The sequence below is a fragment of the Bradyrhizobium genosp. P genome (assembly GCF_049949265.1).
Taxonomy (GTDB): Bacteria; Pseudomonadota; Alphaproteobacteria; order Rhizobiales; family Xanthobacteraceae; genus Bradyrhizobium.
Map to the genome: position 1 here is coordinate 310,467 of NZ_CP188195.1, position 21,502 is coordinate 331,968.

Below are 21,502 nucleotides of genomic sequence, written 5' to 3' on the forward strand. Positions count from 1 at the left end.
CAGTAGGTCTTTGATGATCCGGATCATTCTGTTTCTGCTGTTGATCGCGCTTGCTGCCATGGGCGCCGCCTGGGTGGCCGATCAGCCTGGCGATCTCGTGATGTCATGGGGCGGCCTGCACCTGACGTCCAAGCAGCCGGTGTTCCTGCTTGGCATCATCGTCGTGATCGCGATGCTCGCAGGCGCGATCCTGCGCATGCTGTGGAATGTGCCCGGGCACATCCGCCGCGGCAGCCGCGAGCGCCGTCATGCCCGCGGCCGCCACGCCATCACGCAGGGCCTGCTCGCGATCGGCCACGGCGATTCCACGGCCGCCCGCGCCCATGCCGAAGCGGCGCGGCGCCATGCCGCCAACGATCCGCTGGCGCTTTTGCTGCACGCGCAATCGGCGCAGCTCGACGGCGATCGCGCCGGGGCACAGCGCGCCTTCCGCGCGATGGCGGAGCGCGACGACACGCGGCTGCTGGGCCTGCGCGGTCTCTTCATCGAGGCGCAGCGCGCCGACGATCCGGTCTCGGCCGTGATGATCGCGGAGGAAGCGCTGAAATTGTCGCCATCGTCGTCCTGGGCGTCGCATGCCGTGCTGGGCTTCTGCTGCGCCAAGGGCGATTGGGCCGGCGCGCTGTCGATCATCGACAACAACCAGAGCGCCGGATTGATCGACAAGGCGACCTATCGGCGGCAGCGCGGCGTGCTGCTGACGGCGCGCGCGCTGGAACTGGAGACCATCGACCGCGATTTGTCGCGCGAGAGCGCGATGGAGGCGGTCAAGCTCGCGCCGACGCTGATCCCGGCAGCGGTGCTCGCCGCCAAGTTCGAGAGCGAGGCGCATCAGCTGCGCCGCGCCATGCGCCTCGTCGAGACCGCGTGGCTCAAGCAGCCGCATCCCGATCTCGCCGACGCCTATGCGCATGTGCGGCTCGGCGATGCTGCGCGCCAGCGCCTGGTGCGGATCGAGACCCTCGCCGCCAAGACGCCCGGCCATATCGAAGGCGCGCTGGCGATCGCGCGCGCCGCGATCGACGCATCGGAATTCGCCAGGGCGCGTGCGGCGCTGGAGCCGTTCATCACGGCGCCGACGCAGCGCGTCGCGCTGCTGATGGCCGAGATCGAGCGCACCGAGCATGGCGACAGCGGCCGGGCGCGGGCCTGGACCCAGCGTGCGGTGCGCGCGCTGCACGATCCGGCCTGGACCGCGGACGGCTATGTCTCGGAGCGCTGGCGCCCGGTCTCGCCGGTCACCGGCCGGCTCGACGCCTTCCAGTGGCAGACCCCGGTCGCGGCGCTGCCCTCGGACAAGGGCGGCACGATCGAGCCGTCGCCCTTCGAGGAGGCGATGCTGGCCCCGCGCCGGGTCGAGCCGCCCAAGGAAGTGGTAAGCGAGCCGCCGGCGGCAGCGCCGATTGAGCCCATCGAGGTCAAGCCGGTCGAGGTTAAGCCAGCCGAGGTCAAGCCGATCGAGCGGGAGCCGCCAGCCGCCCAGGACAATGCCCCGGTGCCGGTCGCCGACGCCGAACCGGCCCCGTCCGAGCCCATTCCGCCGGCCGAATCAGCCCCGCCGGCGTCCGCCCCCCTGTTCCGCTCCCGGACCGACCTGCCCAAGACCGACCTGCCCAAGGCCGACCTGCCCAAGACCTCACCGGCGCCAATTCCCGCCGTCATCCCCATCGTCCGCGCCCCCGACGACCCAGGGATCGACGAGGAGGGCCCGGTGGACGAATTTGCGGAACAAATCGGCCCGCCCAAGGCCCAGGCCGGCGGCTGGAAAGGATTTCTGTCGCGTTGGGGGAGCTAAACAGCGCATGATCCGGAAAAGTGGGCACCGGTTTTCCGAGAAGATCATGCGCAAACAAAACGATAGAAAGGGATGACGGATCGAAGAGCCGTCATCCCGGCCTCCGGGCCCGGCTTCTTCTTGCCAATCGGGGCCATGCCCGATATCAGGTGACAGCCTCATCGAGGCCATTGCCGAACGGTCCGCCGCAATAGCTCAGTCGGTAGAGCACGTCATTCGTAATGACGGGGTCGGGGGTTCGAATCCCTCTTGCGGCACCATTCCTGGCGTGTCCGGCCCGGATACATGGGTGACAGATTGTACCTAAGACATGGGTGACAACCTCGTGCCGAACGGGTTGTCGAGTGATCGCAAGGTTTTCTGCTCCAAGTCGAAATATCCCAAATCATAGTGCATGAAGCTGACGAGCCAAATGCCGTCGTCGACCTCCTTGATGCCAAGCTTTTGTCCGGCCAGCACGGTGGAGAGGTTGATCCGCTTGCGATGCAGGCAGAGCCGTCCGCAGGCGGTGACGAGGACCTCGCGGTCGTGGAACGGATAGGTCAGTTCCGGCAGGCCGGCATAGCCGCGTGCTGAAGCGGCATAGAGCTCGGCGGGGCACTTCATATCGAGGGCCTCGTGCGGACGTTCGGCATTAAATTCGCGGAGGAAGGCGTCGTAGTCACACTGGACTAGGGCGCGTACCAAACGCCGCCTTGATTGGCCTGACCATCCGTCGCGCCTCGGTTCATTGTCGCACATATTCTTCACAGCGGCCGCCTGTCGCCGCGACTCCTCCGACGCGAGCCTTGGTGCGATCTGTCTCGACGAACTAGACTCGCTTCTATCGTCGTCATGTTGTGGCATGCGGCTGAGTACGACTGTCCCCTTTGCTGCGGTGCCATCTTTGCGACCTCGTCGTGGAAACTCTATCTCCGCATGTCATTTACTATTATATGCTATAGTCGGACGTAGGCAGACCCATGACAGCACGAGTAAAGGCCCTGATCACTCCCGCCCTGATCACATGGGCGCGAGAGACGGCCGGCTTTTCCATTGCCGAGGCCGCCGACAAGCTAGATATTGATGCGGAAAAGCTGACTGCTTGGGAGAATCTGAACGATGCCGATGCGTCGCCTTCGATTCCTCAGCTGCGTAAGATCGCGGCGTTGTTCAAACGGCCGTTGGCGGTATTCTATTTGCCCGAGCCGCCTCGCAAATTCGATGTCATGCGCGACTTGCGCAGACTCCCGGGTACCGGCCTCCGTCATTTTTCACCGGCGTTGCAATTGGAAATTCGCGCCGCGAGCGAACGCCGCGAACTAGCGCTTGATCTTGCCGCCGACCTTGACGAAGAGCTTCCCAAGTTCGCGTTGAAAGCAGAGATGACCGAAGATCCTGAGATAGTCGGTCAGCGTATCCGCAACGCGCTCGGAGTGACCGAAGAACTGCAACATGAATGGCGAGACATTGACGGCCGAACGGGCTTCAATGCTTGGCGTAGTAGGATCGAAACCGCAGGCGTTTTTGTATTTCAGACAACGGCTGTCTCAAGCGAAGAAGCGTCAGGCTTCGCGATTTACGCGGAGATTTCGCCGGTCATATCCGTGAACCGAAAAGACGCGCTCACGCGCCGCACCTTCAGCTTGCTCCACGAATTCGTGCATTTGATGATTCACGTAAGCGGCGTGTCCGACCTTGAAACAGATGAAAAGCGTCCGCCTGAAGACCAACGTATTGAAGTGTTTTGCAACAAAGTCGCCGCCGCGGCGCTGATGCCAAGGGACACATTACTAGCGCAGCCGGGTGTCGCCGAGCAGGGCATGCGGTCAGAAAAATGGACCGATGTGCAAATCATCGATTTGGCGCGTCGCTTTAACGTAAGCCGGGAAGCCATCTTGCGTCGGTTGCTGACGTTCGACCGGACGACGAACGCATTTTATACACGTAAGCGCAGCCAATATATCGCCGAGTACCAAGCCCAGCGTGCGCGACAAAAAGAGCAAACCAAAGAAATCAAGCGGAACATGCCGACAGAAACGGTGAGTCACTTCGGTAAGCCACTAGTCCGCATGCTTTTGAACAACTACTGGCAGGACCGGATGACGCTCAGTGCGATTTCCGGCTATCTCGGCCTCAAGGTTAAACACATTCCAAACTTAGCGAAGGCGGCGGGGCTGCGATAACACATGGCCGGATTGGTCTATAGTGTCGATAGCAGCGCGCTCATTCACGCGTGGCACCGGATTTATCGTCCAAAGAACTTCGGCTTCGTCTGGGACGGCTTCAACAACCTAGTAGGGGAAGGTCGTTTCAAATCATCCATCGAAGTTTACAACGAACTTCAGAAGAAGGACGATGAACTGTTCGCTTGGTGCAAGGAGCGCAAAGACGCTATGTTTGTTGAAATTGACGATACCGTGCAAGCGATCGTCGCGAGGATCATGGCCGCGCATCCCAAGCTAGTTGACACGACAAAGGGTCGATCCGGCGCGGACCCGTTCGTGATGGCCTTGGCGGCGAGCACTAATCCGCAGATGTGGGTCGTGACCGAAGAGTATCCGGGTAAAGAGCGAATCCCGGATGTGTGTGACGCGCAGAAGATTGACTATTGCAGGGTAGCCGACTTAATCGAAAAAGAGGGGTGGACTAGCTAAGGAAGCGAAAAGGGCGCACGGTTTCGCGGATCACGGCGCACGGTTTCGCGGATCACTAAGGCAATTTCGATTACAATGGATGTGCACGTCTACCATATCCCAGTTTCAAAAGAGCGGCTTCGACTAATGCCGAGCGACGAACGAAGCTTCATGCTTCTACTCGGCTACTCCCTCAATCAAACCTCGATGCTCCAGAAGTTGCTCATGTACTCGTCGAGTAAGACGCCGCCAACCGAGGCTGAGCAGACACTGGCAGCTGCGCAGACGCAGATGCTGCTCAGGCTATTAATTGGGGCGGTGCATGAGACTTGGGAATTGATCAGGAAGCGCTTTCTAGCCGGACATATCGGCTGCGACTACCAAGATCGGCTTGACGATGGCGGCCGAGAAGCGCTCGCAAAGCTGAAGCAGCAATTTGGAAAGTCCAATCTTATCTCGATCGTTCGCAACAACTTCTCGTTTCACTTCCCTGACAATGCAGCGGTTGATGCGGCTTTTTTAGCCGCGTGCGATGATCCTGGCTCCGATGAACTTTGGTGTCTGTACTTCTCACACTACGGATACAATTCGCATTTTTTGGTCTCAGACTTGATGGTGATGCACGGGATCAGCAGTCTAATCAATGAATCCAATCCTGGTGATGCACAAGAGCGCATCATGGAAGAATTGATGAGCGGCATAGTGAACATGTTCGAATTTACTAAAGCCTTTTTTGCTGCCGCTTGGTTGAAGAACTTCGGCGTCGCCTTGGACGCAAAAGAACTGATCAAAATCCCGGTCACAAGTCCGATGCGCGAGATTTCCATCCCATTTTTTGTTGATATGGATTCGTAGAGAGGACAAACGAACTGCGGCCCGTCCGCCGGATTCATCCATTGCTTCGATGCCGAGGGTGCGAATGTGGCGACGAATGCCAGTGCGCACGAACTGATGAACGGCGACAATTTCGTTTGCATTTGATTGGGTCAGATTTTGCGAGTGTGGCGCTCCTCACATCCTCCGCCGCTCGCTCCCCTAATTTCCCCAGCACCAACGGGAGACGCACCAATGCGCAAACTTATCCTGATCACGGCGATGGTTTTAGCTTCAGCGTCCGCGCGGGCTGGCGACACCGACGCCGGCTGCGCAGCCACAGGCTTGGCCGAGCATGCAGCGGGCGAAGTTTCAGTCACCGTCGCGGAGTGACGACTACTACGATGACGACGACAAGCCGTCCTACTCGCGCAAATCCAGTGGCGGCCGTTACGCCGGACGGAGGGGCGCATTATCGGCGAACTGCATCGCCACGGGATTTACTGGTAGCGCCGAAAGAGACTGCGCTCCCGCTCCCGCTTGCGGGCAGGGCAATCGCACATGGCTACGGCCACATCCATAGGCCGGCCATGACGAAGTCGAAACGTTAGCTGGAGAAGTCCGCAAGTGCCATATGCGGTAGCGGGGGGGGGGGCGCCTGCGCGATTTCGGAATAATGGAATAATGCCGCTGATTTGCCCGACCTGTCAAGTTGTCGTGTCGAACGGCAGCCGCCGGCTACTTTGCATGGGGTTGTTTTCGATATTTTGGCAGCGCGCTCGTGCGACGCGAGCCATTTCGTGGTGAGAGCCCCCACCAGCATCGCATCTTCGATGCGATGCGACCTAAGAGCGAGCTTCGCTCGTCTCGACCCCGCAAGCGGGAGAGGTGCAGAGGGCAGCCCTACTCCGCGACCGTCTGGATCACGCTGCTCACCGGGCGGGTCGGTGCGGTCGAGACCTTCTCGGTTTTGGCCATCATCGCGTCGTATTCGGGCAGCGTCTCGACCTGGGTCTTGGCCTTCATCCAGACCACCTTGTAGCCGCCCGCCTTCAGCCGGCGCAGCAGCGTCGGCAGCGCCTGGGCGGTGTGCTTCTGGAGGTCGTGCATCAGGATGATGCCCTTGTGCTCCGGCTCCTTGTCGAGCTTGGTCATCACGTTCGTGATCACCTCGTCCGGACTCTTGGACTTGAAGTCGTTGGAGTCGACGTCGACCGAGAACTTCGCGATGTTGCGGCTCTCGAGATAGGCGAGCGTTGCCGGGGTGTGCACCAGCGCGGGGAAGCGGAAGAACGGCGCAGGATTGGCGCCGAGCGCGACCTTCACCGCGCTAAAACCCTTCTCGATCTCGTCCTTGGCCATCTGCTCGGTCATCTTCTTGCCGCCCAGATGAGCATGCGACCAGGTGTGGGCGCCGATGGTGTGGCCGGCCGCCATGACCTGACGGAGGATTTCCGGATGATAGGTGGTGTGCAGGCCGATCGGGAAGAACACCGCCTTGGTGCATTCATCCGCCAGCGCCTTCAGCACCGCCGGCGTGGTCGGCCACGGACCGTCGTCGAAGGTCAGCACGATCTCGTGGTCGGTCAGGAAGTCGAACTGCCTGTATTGCAGGAAGCCGAAGCCGGGGCCGCCCGTGGTGTCGACCACGACGGTGCGGCTGATGCCGAGCGCATCGGGATTGTCGCATTTGGCTGCGGCCGCGACCGGTGCGGGCATCGGCGCGGGCGCAGGCGCTGCCGCCGGAGGGCCGGCATCGGCGCGCTTGGACAGCGCCGCGGTGGTCTCGACATCATCCTTGCCGGCCGGCTTGGCCGTCGCGGAAAGCGGATCGGCCGCGCGGGCGGCCATGGTTTGGGGAGCGGTGGCATCGGCGCGCGGGGAGGAGGTCCAGAACCACACTCCGGCGATCACCACCGCCATGACAACACTGGCCAGCATCAGGCCCAACGGATTACGCATCGCTACACACTTCCTGGGAACTCGGGGGTACGCCACAGCCGTAACGTCCGATTAGTGCCAACAAGGTCTTAACGCGGTCCCAACACGGCCCCGGGAGCGCAAGAAAAAGAGCGGCTTAGGATTGCGTGATGGCCGTCACAGTCGGATAGCGCGCCAAGGCGCAATGATCGGCCCATCGAACAACGGGCCCCGCTTTGCGGTGCCAACAGGAGCCGATCATGACCACCATCTTTAACAGCCGGTTTTGCCAGGCCACTGCCGCGGTGGCTTTTGCGGCCGCCTTTTCCGCGCTGTCCCCGACCGCGAGCTTCGCGTTCAGCGCCGAGGCGCAGCAGATGTGCACGGGCGACGCGTTCCGCCTGTGCAGCTCGGAGATCCCTGATATCCCGAAGATCACCGCTTGCATGATCAAGCATCGCTCCGCTCTGAGCAGCGGCTGCCGCGTCGTGCTCGATCGCGATCTGGCCGGCCAATCTCGCAAGGTCGCCGCCGAGTAGTTTGCGCGCTGCATCATTTCGGGCGGCGCCTGCGGCGACGAGACGCAGTCCGTCCGGGATGCTCGGAGCCTGCGGGAACATGCCGCTGTGACAGCCGTTTCAAGCTTCTTCGGAGTGGTAAAACGCTGTAAAGCACGGCGTCCCATTCATTAGAGGCTTTGAAATGACCCGATTTCTGCTCGCCGTTCCGTTGATTCTAGTCGCGTCCGCCGCCTCGGCGCAACAGGGCCGCGATGCCTGCTCCCGCGACGCCTCGCGCTACTGCCGCGCCCATCTCAGCGAAGGCGATCAGGTCGTGCTCGCGTGCCTGCAACAGCACCGCGCCCGCCTGACCAAGGCGTGCCAGCAGACGCTGACCGATCACGGGCAGTGATTTAGTCTCCTGTCATTACGTGCTGCTCCCCGCCGCCGTCGCCACCACCGGCAACACCTCATTAGCGGCGCGGTCCGGGCTTTCTTCCTTCCAGCGCACCGATCCGAACGGACGCTCCAGCATCCGGCGCACCCGCACCGGGTCGGGGCCGATATGGAAGTCGGTCGCCTGCTGATGCAGTTCACGCTCCAGCTGCGTGGCGCGGTTGCGCTGGCGCAGGAAGTCGAGCCAGGTCGGGCAGTGATAGCGTTCGGTCCATAGCTCGGGATCGGCGATGTCGCGCGCGATCGACCAGCCATAGGCGCCGTTGCGCTGGCGAGAGAGCTGCACCTCCTGCATTACATTGTGGAAGGCGCGGGCGTTGTCCTGCAACACGCGGTATTCGATCTCGACCACCAGCGGTCCGCTGCGCCCGGTCAGTTGCAGCCGCACCTCGGGATCGGCCAGCGTCTCGGCTGCCGCCTCGTTGCGCGCGCCGATCGGCGGCATCCGCAGCCAGATGCCGAGGATCGGCGACAGCAGCATCAGGGCGGCGGAGATCAGCAGCGCGGTCTCGACACCCCAAATGTCGGTGATGTGGCCCCAGCCCCAGCTCCCGATCGCGATGCCACCGGCGATCGACGCCTGGTACGCCGCAAGCGAGCGGCCGGCCACCCACCGCGGCGCCGAGAGCTGCACGCCGATATTGAACAGCGCCACCGCGAGCATCCACACCGCGCCGGCGACGACCAGCGCCGCAGCCGTGATCACCGGCTCCTTGCTAACAGCTACGGCTGCGATCGCGCCCCCCATCGACAACGCGCAGGCGCGCACCGCCGCCTCGCCGCTCATGCGGCGGCGCACCTCGGTGATGTTGAGCGCGCCGATCACGGCGCCCATGCCGAAGGCGCCGAGCATGATGCCGTAGGTCTGCGCGCCGCCGTGCAAGAGGTCGCGCGCCACCAGCGGCATCAGCGCCGAGACCGAGCCACCGATGATGCCGGTGACCATGGTGCGGGTCAGCACGATCTTGATCGACGGCGAATTGGTGATGTAGCGCACGCCCGAGACGATGGCGCGGTTGAGCCGCTCCCGCGGCAGCCGCGACGGCTCACTAACCCGATTCCACAGGAACAGCACGACCAATAGCGGCAGATACAGCACGGCATTGGCGGCGAACGCGGCCACCGCACCGGCCGAGGCAACCACGATGCCGCCGATCGCAGGCCCGAAGCTGCGTGCGATGTTGTAGCTAATGCCGTTGAGCGCGACCGCGGCCGGCAGCGTTTCCGCCGGTACCTGCTCGCTGACCGAGGATTGCCAGGCGGGCCCGAACAGCGCCATGCCGCTGCCGACGACGAAGCACAGCGCGAGCAGGATGTTCGGCGTCACCATGTTGAGCCATGCCAGCACCGTCAGCGCGGTCGCGCCGGACAGTGCGATCGCCAGCGACACCAGGGCTACGATGCGGCGGTCGTGCATGTCGGCGATGGCGCCGGCCGGCATCGCGATCAGCATCACCGGCAGCATCAGCGCGGTCTGCACCAGCGCGACCTTGTCGGCCTCCGGCGTCATCTGCGTCATCGCCCAGGCGGCGCCGACGCCCTGGATCAGGATGCCGAGATTGGAGAGCAGGCTGGCGAGCCAGATTCGCCTGAAAATCGAATGCCGCAACGGTGCAGTGATACTGTGGGCGCGATCAGGCGGTTCGGTCATATCCGGTTCCGTTTGGCCTGCTATGGCTGGGTGATGATTCCGGCTAGATCAACTGATGCCTGCGCAAAGCCGGTCCTGTCCAGCGATTACGGCACCATTGGCCGCCGTAAGACACAGCTAAAGTACTGATAGATTTGGGGAAGGGGACACATGAGGCTGTCGCGACGGACGATTTTGCGAGGCGCCGGAGCCCTGTCGCTGCTGGCGGGCCGTTTTGGCGCCTCGGCCGTGGCACAGACGGCACCTGCCGCACCGGCCGGCGACATCCCGCCGATCCTGTTCGTGCACGGCAATGGCGACCACGCGGCGCTCTGGATGACGACGGTCTGGCGGATGGAATCCAACGGCGTGCCACCTGAGCGGCTTTTCGCAATCAATTTCACCGATCCGCTGGCGCGTACCGACGACAAGGTCGAGCAGGCCAACCGCTCCTCGACGGAGGACGCGCGGCGCGAGCTCGGCGAAGCGATCAAGGCGCTGAAGCAGACGACCGGCGCCGCACGCGTCGCGCTGGTCGGCAATTCGCGCGGCGGCAACGCGATCCGCAACACCATCAAGAACGGCGGTGGCGGCGATGTCAGCCATGCCGTGCTGTGCGGCACGCCCAACCACGGCGTCTATGCCTGGGACGATGGCCTCGGCAACGAATTCAACGGCCGCGGTCCGTTCCTGCGCGGTCTCAATGACGGTGACAGCGAGGTGACGGCGGGCACCGCATTCCTGACCTTGCGCAGTGACGGCCTCGACAAATTCGCGCAAGCTGACGGGCGCTTTGTCGGCAAGCCGGGCACGCCGACCAACATCAGCGCCGAGGGTCCGGCGCTGAAGGGCGCCACCAATCTGGTGATCGGCCCGGTCGATCATCGCGAGACCGCGTATTCTCCGCGCGCCTTCCGCGAGATCTACAAGTTCATCGCCGGACGCGAGCCGTCGCGGATCGAGATCGTGCCGGAGGCGGCGGTGAAGCTGAGTGGCCTCGTCACGGGCACGCCGGGTGGTGTGCAAACCAATCGTCCTGTGTCAGGCGCATCGGTAGATGTCTATCGCGTGTCGGCGGAAAGCGGCGAACGCATCGGCGGTCCCGTGCACAGCTCGCAGACCGGCGCGGACGGCCGCTGGGGTCCGGCGCAGGTCGATCCCTCCTGGCCGCTCGAGATCGTGCTGACCTCACCCGGCTCGGTGACGACGCATTTCTATCGCTCGCCGTTTCCGCGCTCGTCCGACATCGTGCATCTGCGCGCGGCGCGGCCGCTCGTACCGGCCGATGCCGGCGCGGGCGCTGTTGTCCTGGTGTCGCGGGTGCGCGGCTATTTCGGCCTGCCGCGCGATATCGTGCTGTTCGACGGCAAGGAACCGGCGGACGTGAAGCCGGGCGTGCCGACGGATGCCGTCACGACGCTTCGGCTTGCGGCGGCGGAGATCGGCCGCCCGGTGGTGGCCATCTTCAACCAGGAGCGGATCGTGGCGCGGGCCTGGCCTGTAGCGGAGAACCGGATTGCGGTTGCCGAACTTACTGATTAGGTCTTGCTGATCAGGTCTCGTTGAGGTCCGCGCGCCTTCATGGCGCCGGGTTGGTGTGGCCGGATCGGCCGTCGTGTGAGGCAGGAAGCGAGGACCATGAGCATCGCCGAAGTCTACGACATCACGGTTCCGCGGCAGCCCTTGGTGCCGCCGACCCCACCGCGCGCCCCCGACGACATGACCGCATTCGGTCGCATGCGGGTGATGCGCTACTCACCGATCGAGACCTGGGGCCGGCGGGCCTATGAGGACGATATCATTCAGGGCCGTTTCTTCGGCCACTCCAGCTTCATCCTCAACACGCCCGACGCGATCCGGCATGTGCTGGTCGACAATTACGAGAATTACACGCGTACGCCCGTGGGCATTCGCGTGCTGCGTCCGATGCTCGGTGAAGGACTGCTGATCGCCGAGGGCCGGGCGTGGAAGCATCAGCGCCGCACGCTGGCGCCGGCATTCACGCCGCGCGCGGTGACGACGCTCGTGCCCTACATGATTGCGGCAACCGATGAGACGATCGCCAAGCTGAAAGCCGCGAGCGGCGGCTCCGTCGATCTGCGCGAGGCGATGCAGCGGATGACGCTGGAGATCGCCGGCCGCACCATGTTCTCATTCGGCATGGAGCGCCACGGCGCCGCGCTGCGCGATTTCGTGATGGAGTATGGCGAGACGCTGGCCCGGCCGCATATGCTGGACCTGCTGCTGCCCTTGAGCTGGCCGACCCCGCAGGATTTCCGCCGCGCCCGTTTCCGCAAGCGTTGGACTGCTTTCGTCGGCCAATTGATGGCCGAGCGTCGCGCCGCCGGCAAGAACGACGACGCGCCGGCTCGCGACCTGTTCGACCTGATGGGCGCCGCGCGCGATCCTGAAACCGGCGAGGCTTTCACCGACGCCCAGCTCGGTGACCAGGTTGCGACCATGATCCTGGCCGGACATGAGACGACCGCGACGGCGCTGTTCTGGGCGCTCTATCTGCTCGCGCTGGATCCGACGACCCAGGAACAGCTTGCGGCAGAGGTCAAGAGCGTGGCAGCAGCTGGCACGCTCGACGTCGAGAAGCTGAAATTCACCCGCGCCGTGATGGACGAGACGATGCGGCTCTATCCGCCGGCGTTCCTGATCGGGCGCGCCGCCGCCGGCCCCGACACGATCGCGGGCCATCCGGTCAGGAGGCGTGACGTAGTTCTGATCGCGCCCTGGCTGCTGCACCGGCATGAAAAGCTGTGGCGCGATCCGAACGCGTTCGTGCCACAGCGGTTTATGACGGAAACGCCACCCGACCGCTTCGCCTATCTGCCGTTCGGCGTCGGCGCGCGGGTCTGCATCGGCGCGCATTTCGCGCTGGTCGAGGCCACGCTCGCGCTGGCAAGGCTGATCGGCGCGTTCCGCGTTGCGCTGGCGGACAAGGAGCCGGTGATCCCGATCGGCGTGGTCACGACGCAGCCCAATCGTTCGCCGATGTTTGCGATCACGCCGCGGTAGTCGAGCCGTGGTACAAGAGGCTTGCGCCGCGGCCCTATCCACCTCATTTAAGGTGCCCCATGAGCGACATCCAGGCACAGTTTTCAGTGTTGCGGCAGACCACTGATCCCGCGGTCGCCGACGCGATCGTGCGGTTGGTTGAGCAGGGCGAAGACCACGAGCTCAACCGGGTCAATGTGCTGGACTTCTCCAAACGCACCGGGCTCGATGAGGAGAAGGTCATCTCGGGCTTCCTGCATGCCTCGCGGCTCGGCCTGTTCGAGATGACCTGGAACGTGCTCTGCCCGGGCTGTAGCGGCGTGCTTGATGCCCATTCGACGCTGAAATCGTTGCGTCATGACGATTACCAATGCGGCCTCTGCGCCTGCGGCTACGAGGCCTCCGTCGACGAGCAGGTCGAGGTCGCCTTCACCGTAAGTTCGCGCGTCCGCCGCATTGCGGCGCACGATCCAAACACGCTTCCGATCTGGGATTATTTCAAGCAGATCTTCTGGAGCTCCGGCGTCGACTTCAACAAGGAGTCCTTCGAGGAGCTCTCCACCGAGGTCGTGCTGGACGCGCTCGAATTGCCGGCCGGCGAGAAAGCGGTGCTGTCGCTGCAACTGCCGAAGGAATTCATCATCGTGTTCGAGCCGGTGACGCACTCGGCACAATTCATCGACGTTCAGGGCGAGCCGACCAAGGACCGGCAGCATCTGTCGCTGATGTACAACAACGTTCATGCGCCCGTCGGCAACATGACGCTGCAGCCCGGCCCGCTGCGGCTGTCGCTCGACAACCAGGCCGGCGTTCGGGTGTTGCCGTCGGTGTTCGTCGCTGCCGAGGCGCTGCATCATCTGATCGGCAAGCGAAAGCCGTTCCTGACGGCGAAGCGCATCCTGAGTAACCAGACCTTCCGCGACGTCTACAAAGCCGACAATCTCACAATCGACCAGCGGTTGAAGATCACCGCGCTGACCTTCCTGTTCACCGACCTCAAGGGATCGACCGCGCTTTACGAGCGGGTCGGCGATCTTGCCGCGTTCGATCTGGTGCGGGCGCATTTCCACGCGCTGCTCGAGATCATCGCCTCCGAGCGCGGTGCGGTCGTGAAGACGATCGGCGACGCCGTGATGGCGACCTTCATCCGGCCCGAGCACGCGCTGGCGGCGGGCTTGCGCATGCGCGCGGCGATGAAGTCGCTCAACGACGAGCGCGGCAAGGAGGATCTGGTCGTCAAGATCGGCATCCATGAAGGTCCGTGTCTCGCGGTGATGCTGAACGAGCGGCAGGACTATTTCGGCCAGACCGTGAATATCGCCGCGCGGGTGCAGAGCCTGTCGACGTCGCAGGAGATCCACCTGACCCAGCCGGTGATGGAATCGCCTGAAGTTGCCGGCATCCTGGACCGTGCGGCGATCAGGCCGATCCAGAAGGAAGCGGCGCTGCGCGGCATTGCCGACAAGCTCGTGGTGTACGAGATACCCTAGCCGAGATTGCTGAAACGTAATGCGCGTGCGGGAACCGGAACCGATTGCGCCGGTTCTGTTTCCACGCCATATAGATTTCATCAGGCTTCATTCGACAGAGAGAGCAATGCTCGACGGACTCCGCCAATTCATTGCCGATATCGTCTCCCCCGACGCGCAGGCGGACCGGACCTTTGACGACGGCGACTATCGTCTGGCGGCGACCGCGCTGCTGGTCCATGTCGTCTCGCTCGACGGGCAACCGAGCGCCGTCGAAACGCGCAAACTGCACGGTCTGATCGAGAGTCGTTTCCAGCTCGATCCCGGCACTGCGGACAGGCTGATCTCGTCCGCGATGCGGGTCGAGGGCGAGGCCGTCGATCTCTATCACTTTACCAGCGTCATCATGCGCTCGGTGAACGAGGAAGGGCGGCTGCGCATCGTCGAGATGATGTGGGAGCTGGTCTATGCCGACGGCCAGGTCAGCGAGTTCGAGGACAATGTGGTCTGGCGCGCCGCCGATCTGCTCGGCATTTCGTCGCGCGACCGCATCGATCTCAAGCACCGCGTCGCGGAGAAGCAGGCGGCTCTGCCCAAAGGGCCTTGGGGCACTGCGGACGCGGCAATCTGACACGCCTGCCGATCAGGTGTCGCCACGGTCGCGCCAACAGCTGGTATGACGAAACTTTAATGTGCAGTGCGATCTGCCGGGATCGTAGGCGATGCGCCTGAAAACTCGGCGTTTCACTCCGAAACCCGCATGGTCACGGCTGTCGACAAGCTTACGGGTGGCTTGCATCCCACCGCTTGCCTATGCTCTCGTCGCCGCAATTCGAGACCTCTGGAATTTGCAATAAGAGTTTGAATGGTGACCGAGCGTGTGACGCTGATAACCGGGGCATCGGCGGGCATAGGCACCGAACTGGCGCGCGTGTTTGCATCGAACGGTCACCGTGTGGCGCTGGTGGCGCGGCGCGCCGATCGTCTCAAGGCGCTGGCCGACGAGCTCGCCGGCAAGGGCGGCGCGGCGCCGATCGTGATTCCCTGCGATCTCCAGGAGATCGATGCCGGCGACAAGATCGCGACGGCCCTGACTGAGGCCGGGGTCGAAATCGAATATCTCGTCAACAATGCCGGCTTCGGCCTGTTTGGCCTCGCCAACAAGCAGGATCGGGCCGAACAGCTCAACATCATCGCGGTCAACATCCGCGCTATGACCGATCTGTCGCTGCGCTTTGCCGATCAGCTGATCCGCAACCACGGCGGTATCCTCAATATCGGGTCCATCGCCGGCTTCCTGCCGGGGCCCGGCATGGCCGTCTACTACGCCAGCAAGGCCTATGTGCTGTCGTTCTCCGAAGCGCTGCGCTGCGAGCTGGCCCCGCAGGGCGTCCGGGTCACCGTGGTGTGCCCCGGTCCGGTGCCGTCGGAATTCCAGGCGCGCGCTGGATTCGCACCGGGCTTCGATTCTGCCATTCTCGACGTTTCGGCGGCGGAGGTCGCAAGGCAGGCCTATCGGGGCCTGATGGCGAACAAGCGGGCCGTATTACCCGGCCTCTTCATCAAGCTGGTGCCGTTCCTGCTCCGCCTGTTTCCGCGCTCCTTCATCCTGACCGCGGTCGGCGGCTTCCAGCTCCGCAAGCGCTGACGTCCTCCCGCAGCTTTGGCCCGCGATTTGCTTGGAAATCGCGGGTAAGTGTGCTCGCGCTCACACACACGAAATTAAGGATCACTTAGCTACGATCCCGCCTGATGTGCCGAATTAAGACCCAATAGAGACGATGTCGATCCAGTCGGACCAAGCCAGTGTCGTGGTGCCCTTCGCGAGCCGAAGGCGGGCCGCGGCCACGCCGGCGGATCCGGCCCTGCTGCCGCCGGTGCTGATCGTGCTGCACCAGGAGACGTCGACGCCCGGCCGGGTCGGCAACGCCCTGCGCGCGTTGGGTTACCCGCTCGATATCCGCCGTCCGCGCTTCGGCGACGCCTTGCCGGCCACACTCGACGACCATGCCGGCGCGGTGATTTTCGGCGGCCCGATGAGTGCCAACGATCCCGATGACTATGTGCGGCGCGAGATCGACTGGATCGAGATTGCCTTGCGCGAGCAGCGGCCGTTCCTGGGCATCTGCCTCGGCGCCCAGATGCTGGCGCGGCAGCTTGGTGCGACTGTGGCCCCGCATCCAAAAGGCCGGGTCGAGGTCGGCTATTACCCGATCAGGCCGACCGCTGCCGGCCGTGCGCTCTGCCCGGATTGGCCGGCGCGCGTCTACCACTGGCACGGCGAGGGATTTCAGTTGCCCAAGGGTGCCGCACTGCTCGCTGCCGGCGACGATTTTCCGATCCAGGCGTTCCAGTTCGGCGACGCCTTCGGCCTGCAGTTTCATCCCGACGTGACCTACGCGATGATGCACCGCTGGACCACGCATGGTTGCGTGCGCATGGATTCACCCGGCGCGCAGCCGCGCCATCTGCACTTCGCCGAACGCGCCGTGCAAGATGCCGCCGAGCGCGCCTGGCTGAAGCATTTCCTCGATGGCTGGATCGCGCGCACCCCGCGTGGCACGATGCTGCAGGCTGCCGAATAGCCGCCACGCGGAATTTTCGCGCTCGGCATCGCGCGGCGTTTCATTTCGACGGATGTGTTAGTGTCGGGCGCAACGGCACGTGCTGTCGCACAAGTCACGCGTGCGCCGATAACAACAAACCACAGGGAGATCGCCGTGACCTACGAGCACATCCTCAACGACGTCAGCGACAGGATCGCGACCATCACGCTCAATCGCCCCGATCGCATGAATGCGTGGACCGCGATCATGGAGCGCGATGTGCGGCATGCGATGGAGGCCGCGGCGAATGACGACAATGTCCGCGTGATCGTGCTGACCGGCGCGGGCCGCGGGTTCTGCGCAGGCGCCGACATGGAGGCGTTGAAGGGAATCGATCCCAACGAAGTCAGGCGCGGCGATAGCATTCCGTTCGACATGAACCGCCGTCCCGACTGGCAGACACGATACGCCTACTATCCCGCGATCAAGAAGCCTGTCATCGCGATGCTCAACGGCGCCACCGCCGGCATCGGCCTCGTGCATGCGCTGTATTGCGACCTGCGCTTCGCGGCTGACACCGCGGTGTTCACGACGGCCTTCGCGCGGCGTGGCCTGATCGCCGAACATGGCATCAGCTGGATGCTGCCGCGCATCGTCGGCCATGCCAACGCGCTCGATCTGCTGATGTCCGCGCGCCGCGTCTCTGCCGAGGAGGCGCTGCGCATCGGCCTCGTCAACCGCCTCTCGGCGCCGGAGAAGCTGCGCGAGGAGACCTACGCCTATGCCCGCGACCTCGCCGATTTCGTCTCGCCCAGCGCGATCGCCGTGATCAAGCGCCAGCTCTATGACGTGCCGTTCCAGACGCTGGCGGAAGCCACCATCGATGCCAACCGCGAGATGCACGTCGCGCTCAAGGGGAATGATTTTAGAGAAGGCGTCGCAAGCTTCGTGGAGAAGCGGCCACCAAGGTTTACGGGGACGTGAGGGGGATCGGTGCGCTGATTAGGTCCGTCTTCGCCCGTTGGGCTTCGCCGCACACCACGCTTCGTCCTTCGGGCTCTGCGCGGCTGCGCCACGCGTAGCCCGAAGGGCGAAGCGTGGTGGAGCCAGGCGGGATCGAACCGCCGACCTCGTCATTGCGAACGACGCGCTCTCCCAGCTGAGCTATGGCCCCATCGCGGCCGGGTCTTGCTGAGTATCCCGGCCGACAATCGGGCGCCATTTACAGTCCCGCCCAAGGGCAAGTCAAGAACGCTGAATCCGCGGTTTTCAGCCCGGTTGGCCGGGAACTTCCCTTGTTTGCGGGGGGATGAACCGATATCTAGAGCATGATCCGGAAAAGTGTGTAGCGGTTTTCCGAAAGGATCATGCTGAAACAAGAAGCGCAATGACGGTCATCCCGATCTTGTAGCGCTTCCACCGACTGTCCCACCCGCGAGCCCCCACCATATGCGCGCCGTCCTCGACATCGTCATCATCGTCCTCGACCTCTATACTTGGCTCCTGATCGCGTCCGCCATCCTGTCCTGGCTGATTGCCTTCAATGTCGTCAACACGCGCAACCAGTTCGTCGCGGCCGTGGCCGAGTTCCTGTACCGCATCACCGAGCCGGTGCTGCGGCCGATCCGCAATGTGATGCCGAACCTGGGCGGGCTCGATATCTCGCCGATCATCGTGATCCTGCTCATCATGTTTATCGAGCGGGTGATCATGTATTACATCTACCCCAACGTCATCTGACCCGCGGATTTCGATGGATGCTTTTCGACGGACCCTTGTCGATGGATCCTTGGCGTTATTCCACCGGGGGCATCAGCATCGCCTTGCGCGTGACGCCGCGCGGCGGCCGTGACGACATCGACGGGATCGAAACGCTGGCCAATGGCCGGTCCGTCGTGAAGGTCCGGGTTCGCGCCATTGCCGAAGGCGGCGAGGCGAACCGCGCGGTGACCGAGCTGCTCGCGAAAGCGCTCGGCGTGCCCAAGGCCAGGGTGAAGATCCTGTCCGGCGCCACTTCGCGGATTGAACAAGTGGCCGTCGACGGCGAGCCAAGGGAACTTGGCGAGACTTTGAGAAAGCTGACCACAGCCAGATGATGTTTTGACACGTTTTCTTCAAGCGAACCGGTGCCCACTTCGCTCGAAAACGCTAGAGCATGATGAGATGAGGTCGAATTGCAACCGCGAAGAAACTGCGCCCCCTTTCGCGCTTGCGGGGGAGGGCTGGGGTGGGGGCTCTCTGCACGAGTCGCATTGTGGAGAGAGCCCCCACCCGCCACGCTCTGGCGCGCAAGAGCGCTGCCGAGCGCGGCGACCTCCCCCGCAAGCGGAAGAGGTACAGCGAGTGCGCCGATCGGCCGATTCGATCTGAATTCATCCCGCTCTTTAGGCGAGACAGAGGACTGACATGACCGCCCGCATCATCGATGGAAAAGTCATTGCCGCCGAGCTGCGCGGTCACGTCGCCGACGAGGTCGCGCGCGTCAAGCGCGACCATGCGCTCACGCCGGGGCTCGCCGTTGTGTTGGTCGGCAATGATCCCGCCAGCGAGGTCTATGTCCGCAGCAAGCACACGCAGACGCAAGCTGCCGGCATGGCCTCGTTCGAGCACAAGCTGCCGGCCGAAGTGTCGCAGGACGATCTGCTGGCGTTGATCGCGCGGCTGAACCGCGATCCGCTGGTGCATGGCATCCTGGTTCAGCTGCCGCTGCCGAAATCGCTGCATACCGAAACCATCATCAATGCGATCGACCCCGCGAAGGACGTCGACGGCTTGCACCCGAACAATGCCGGCCGGCTGGCCGGCGGCTTCGCTGCGCTGTCGCCCTGCACACCGCTCGGCTGCATCATCCTGAGCAAGAGTGTGCATCCCTCGATCGAGGGCATGAACGCGATCGTGATCGGCCGCTCAAACCTGGTCGGGCGCCCGCTGGTGCAACTGCTGTTGAACGAGAACGCGACGGTGACGATCGCGCATTCGCGCTCGCGCGATCTGCCCAAGCTCTGCGCCCAGGCCGATCTGGTCTATGCGGCGGTCGGCAAGCCCGAGATGGTGCGCGGCGACTGGCTGAAGCCGGGTGCGACCGTGATCGATGTCGGCATCAACCGCATCCCGGTGCCTGGGGCCAAGCCGAAGCTGGTCGGCGACGTCGCCTTCCAGGAAGCGCTCGGCGTTGCGGGCGCGATCACGCCGGTGCCCGGCGGTGTCGGACAGATGACGGTGGCGTGCCTGTTGGTGAACACGCTGCGCGCCGCGTGTGCGATCCACGGCCTTCCGGCGCCGGCGGTGTGATCAGCTCCCTCGCCTCGCTCTTGCGGGGTCGAGACGAGCGAAGCTCGCTCTTAGAGGGTTGGGGTGAGGGGCTCTCTCCGCGCTGGGATTGTCGAGAGACCCGTACCCCCTCACCCGGATCGCATTCAGCTGCGCTGCATGCGATCCGACCTCTCCCCGCAAGCGGGGCGAGGTTAAGATCGGCGCCCGTGGCGCTTACTTCCTCTTCGCCCGCTCAATCCCTTCGAGGATCAGTCTGCACGCTTCCTCGGCGTCGCCCCAGCTCAGGATATTTACCCATTTGCCCTTCTCGAGATCCTTGTAGTGCTCGAAGAAGTGCTGGATCTGCTGCACTGTGATGTCTGGAAGGTCGCTGTAGTTCTTCACCTTGTCGTAGCGCTGGGTCAGTTTCGATGAGGGGACCGCGATGATCTTCTCGTCGCCGCCGGCTTCGTCCTCCATCAAGAGCACGCCGACCGGGCGCACGCTCATCACGGCGCCGGGAATGATCGCGCGGGTGTTGATGATCAGGACGTCGCAGGGATCGCCGTCGCCGGAGAGCGTGTGCGGGATGAAGCCGTAATTCCCGGGATAGCGCATCGGCGTATAGAGGAAGCGGTCGACCACCAGCGTGCCGGCCTCCTTGTCCATCTCGTACTTGATCGGCTCGCCGCCGACCGGCACCTCGATGATGACGTTGACGTCGTGGGGCGGATTCTTTCCGATCGATATGGCGTCGATACGCATGGATTGCTCCGCGTGACCTTTGGAAGTTGAAACGATGGAATTTTCTTGTTGGCGCCAACAAGGCGCGAAGCGGAACGAAGCCCGAGCTTATCGCCAGCCAGATGGCCTTGCTCAGGCTGGTTTAGCCTCGCTGCAACTGCGAGAGAAGCAGGATTTTCAGTTGGCCCAGGCGAAAGCGACCTTGTCGAGCGACTTCGGCCCGAACCGCTCCGAGGAGCGCGCCACCATGCGGCCGCCGAGCGCGCGGTAGAACTCGGTTGCCGCGTCGTTGTCGGAGAGCGCCCAGATCACCATGCTCTTCAGGCCGCTCTGCAGCAGGTCGCGGCGTGCCGCTGCGAACAGGCGACGGCCGAAGCCGAGGCCCTGGAATTCCGGCCGCAGATAGAGCTCGTAGATCTCGCCTTCGAAGTGCAGGCTGCGGGCGCGGTTGCGGCCGTAATTGGCGTAGCCCGCGATCTTGTCACCGAACACCAGCACGCTGACGCGGCTGCCTTTGCGGATCGCGCTGTCCCACCATTGCGGGCCGCGGCGATTGATCAGCTTTTCGAGTTCGGCGCCCGGGATGATGCCCTGATACGCTGAGCGCCAGGCTTCGTCATGGGTAGACGCCACTGCGGCTGCGTCTGCAGCTTTGGCCGGCCGGATCTCGATCAGCGTTGTGCTCATGGGCCTAATCAAAGCAAGTCAGGGGGCCGCCTTCAAGGTCCTTAGTTAATTATCGGTTAACCTGTGGATTTT

The 21,502-nt window shown here is 63.6% G+C and carries 21 protein-coding genes, 2 tRNA genes and 1 pseudogene; 18 read left to right on the top strand and 6 right to left on the bottom strand.

Translation table 11 applies throughout. The annotated features are described in order from the left end of the window. The first annotated feature begins 13 nt into the window (after window positions 1-13). Together ACP2YO_RS01535 and ACP2YO_RS01540 are read left to right on the top strand one after the other, a co-directional pair. Window positions 14-1,795: a heme biosynthesis HemY N-terminal domain-containing protein gene (locus ACP2YO_RS01535; RefSeq protein WP_426438403.1), complete on the top strand. Its 1,782-nt coding sequence runs from the start codon at window positions 14-16 to the stop codon at window positions 1,793-1,795. A 184-nt stretch (window positions 1,796-1,979) separates the two neighbouring features. Further along, window positions 1,980-2,055 (top strand) — tRNA-Thr (locus tag ACP2YO_RS01540). Window positions 2,056-2,098: 43 nt separating this feature from the next. On the opposite strand, the pseudogene ACP2YO_RS01545 reads toward ACP2YO_RS01540, so the two are convergent. Then, window positions 2,099-2,464: pseudogene (locus ACP2YO_RS01545) on the bottom strand (IS481 family transposase); the annotation flags it as partial. 293 nt (window positions 2,465-2,757) lie between these two features. Here ACP2YO_RS01545 and ACP2YO_RS01550 point away from each other — a divergent pair. The 4 genes from ACP2YO_RS01550 to ACP2YO_RS01565 all read left to right on the top strand — a co-directional run bounded on the left by ACP2YO_RS01550 (window position 2,758) and on the right by ACP2YO_RS01565 (window position 5,616). Next, a complete protein-coding gene (locus ACP2YO_RS01550; RefSeq protein ID WP_426438405.1) occupies window positions 2,758-3,960 on the top strand; it encodes an ImmA/IrrE family metallo-endopeptidase in 1,203 nt (400 codons plus the stop codon). Window positions 3,961-3,963: 3 nt separating this feature from the next. After that, window positions 3,964-4,431, top strand: a complete 468-nt coding sequence (locus ACP2YO_RS01555; protein ID WP_426438407.1) for a DUF4411 family protein — start codon at window positions 3,964-3,966, stop codon at window positions 4,429-4,431. A 126-nt stretch (window positions 4,432-4,557) separates the two neighbouring features. Then, window positions 4,558-5,265 carry a hypothetical protein gene (locus ACP2YO_RS01560; RefSeq protein ID WP_426438409.1) on the top strand — a complete coding sequence of 236 codons (708 nt, stop codon included), beginning with the start codon at window positions 4,558-4,560 and terminating at the stop codon, window positions 5,263-5,265. Window positions 5,266-5,478: 213 nt separating this feature from the next. Further along, window positions 5,479-5,616, top strand: coding sequence for a hypothetical protein (locus tag ACP2YO_RS01565; protein ID WP_426438411.1), 138 nt, complete (start codon window positions 5,479-5,481; stop codon window positions 5,614-5,616). Between the two features lie 510 nt (window positions 5,617-6,126). On the opposite strand, the gene ACP2YO_RS01570 is transcribed toward ACP2YO_RS01565, so the two are convergent. Then, window positions 6,127-7,185: a polysaccharide deacetylase family protein gene (locus tag ACP2YO_RS01570; protein ID WP_426438413.1), complete on the bottom strand. Its 1,059-nt coding sequence runs from the start codon at window positions 7,183-7,185 to the stop codon at window positions 6,127-6,129. Window positions 7,186-7,403: 218 nt separating this feature from the next. Between ACP2YO_RS01570 and ACP2YO_RS01575 the strand changes: the two genes are divergently transcribed. Continuing rightward, window positions 7,404-7,682 (top strand): hypothetical protein, encoded by a 279-nt coding sequence (locus tag ACP2YO_RS01575; protein WP_426438415.1) that lies wholly within the window; start codon window positions 7,404-7,406, stop codon window positions 7,680-7,682. A 163-nt stretch (window positions 7,683-7,845) separates the two neighbouring features. Next, window positions 7,846-8,055 carry a hypothetical protein gene (locus ACP2YO_RS01580; RefSeq protein WP_426438417.1) on the top strand — a complete coding sequence of 70 codons (210 nt, stop codon included), beginning with the start codon at window positions 7,846-7,848 and terminating at the stop codon, window positions 8,053-8,055. A 15-nt stretch (window positions 8,056-8,070) separates the two neighbouring features. Here the strand turns inward: ACP2YO_RS01580 and ACP2YO_RS01585 are convergent, their stop codons facing one another. Beyond that, window positions 8,071-9,750, bottom strand: a complete 1,680-nt coding sequence (locus ACP2YO_RS01585) for an MFS transporter (RefSeq protein ID WP_426438419.1) — start codon at window positions 9,748-9,750, stop codon at window positions 8,071-8,073. Between the two features lie 150 nt (window positions 9,751-9,900). Here ACP2YO_RS01585 and ACP2YO_RS01590 point away from each other — a divergent pair, with 150 nt between their 5' ends. The 7 genes from ACP2YO_RS01590 (at window position 9,901) to ACP2YO_RS01620 (ending at window position 17,731) form a co-directional block, all read left to right on the top strand. Next, window positions 9,901-11,271 (top strand): hydrolase, encoded by a 1,371-nt coding sequence (locus tag ACP2YO_RS01590; RefSeq protein WP_426438421.1) that lies wholly within the window; start codon window positions 9,901-9,903, stop codon window positions 11,269-11,271. Window positions 11,272-11,367: 96 nt separating this feature from the next. After that, a complete protein-coding gene (locus tag ACP2YO_RS01595; RefSeq protein WP_426438423.1) occupies window positions 11,368-12,753 on the top strand; it encodes a cytochrome P450 in 1,386 nt (461 codons plus the stop codon). A gap of 59 nt (window positions 12,754-12,812) precedes the next feature. Beyond that, window positions 12,813-14,222 carry an adenylate/guanylate cyclase domain-containing protein gene (locus ACP2YO_RS01600; RefSeq protein WP_426438425.1) on the top strand — a complete coding sequence of 470 codons (1,410 nt, stop codon included), beginning with the start codon at window positions 12,813-12,815 and terminating at the stop codon, window positions 14,220-14,222. Between the two features lie 106 nt (window positions 14,223-14,328). Beyond that, on the top strand, window positions 14,329-14,832 hold the full coding sequence (locus ACP2YO_RS01605; RefSeq protein WP_426438427.1) for a TerB family tellurite resistance protein: 504 nt from the start codon (window positions 14,329-14,331) through the stop codon (window positions 14,830-14,832). A gap of 237 nt (window positions 14,833-15,069) precedes the next feature. Then, the gene (locus tag ACP2YO_RS01610; protein WP_426443513.1) at window positions 15,070-15,849 is read left to right on the top strand and encodes an SDR family NAD(P)-dependent oxidoreductase; all 780 of its coding nucleotides are present in this window, start codon (window positions 15,070-15,072) and stop codon (window positions 15,847-15,849) included. 133 nt (window positions 15,850-15,982) lie between these two features. Beyond that, entirely contained in the window at window positions 15,983-16,786 is an 804-nt protein-coding gene (locus ACP2YO_RS01615; RefSeq protein WP_426438429.1) for a glutamine amidotransferase, read from the top strand. A 135-nt stretch (window positions 16,787-16,921) separates the two neighbouring features. Beyond that, window positions 16,922-17,731, top strand: coding sequence for an enoyl-CoA hydratase (locus ACP2YO_RS01620; RefSeq protein ID WP_426438431.1), 810 nt, complete (start codon window positions 16,922-16,924; stop codon window positions 17,729-17,731). A 114-nt stretch (window positions 17,732-17,845) separates the two neighbouring features. Here the strand turns inward: ACP2YO_RS01620 and ACP2YO_RS01625 are convergent. Further along, window positions 17,846-17,921, bottom strand: a tRNA-Ala gene (locus ACP2YO_RS01625). A 275-nt stretch (window positions 17,922-18,196) separates the two neighbouring features. On the opposite strand from ACP2YO_RS01625, the gene ACP2YO_RS01630 reads away from it, so the two are divergent. From ACP2YO_RS01630 to ACP2YO_RS01640, 3 genes are all read left to right on the top strand, one after another. Then, window positions 18,197-18,487 (top strand): YggT family protein, encoded by a 291-nt coding sequence (locus ACP2YO_RS01630; protein ID WP_195786885.1) that lies wholly within the window; start codon window positions 18,197-18,199, stop codon window positions 18,485-18,487. A gap of 41 nt (window positions 18,488-18,528) precedes the next feature. Next, window positions 18,529-18,843, top strand: a complete 315-nt coding sequence (locus tag ACP2YO_RS01635; protein ID WP_426443514.1) for a DUF167 domain-containing protein — start codon at window positions 18,529-18,531, stop codon at window positions 18,841-18,843. 310 nt (window positions 18,844-19,153) lie between these two features. Beyond that, on the top strand, window positions 19,154-20,038 hold the full coding sequence (locus tag ACP2YO_RS01640) for a bifunctional methylenetetrahydrofolate dehydrogenase/methenyltetrahydrofolate cyclohydrolase (RefSeq protein WP_426438434.1): 885 nt from the start codon (window positions 19,154-19,156) through the stop codon (window positions 20,036-20,038). A 195-nt stretch (window positions 20,039-20,233) separates the two neighbouring features. Here ACP2YO_RS01640 and ppa read toward each other — a convergent pair whose 3' ends face one another. Both ppa and ACP2YO_RS01650 read right to left on the bottom strand, forming a co-directional pair. Next, window positions 20,234-20,764, bottom strand: a complete 531-nt coding sequence (ppa, locus tag ACP2YO_RS01645) for an inorganic diphosphatase (RefSeq protein WP_426438436.1) — start codon at window positions 20,762-20,764, stop codon at window positions 20,234-20,236. A gap of 156 nt (window positions 20,765-20,920) precedes the next feature. After that, window positions 20,921-21,430: an N-acetyltransferase family protein gene (locus ACP2YO_RS01650; RefSeq protein ID WP_426438438.1), complete on the bottom strand. Its 510-nt coding sequence runs from the start codon at window positions 21,428-21,430 to the stop codon at window positions 20,921-20,923. Window positions 21,431-21,502: the final 72 nt, after the last annotated feature.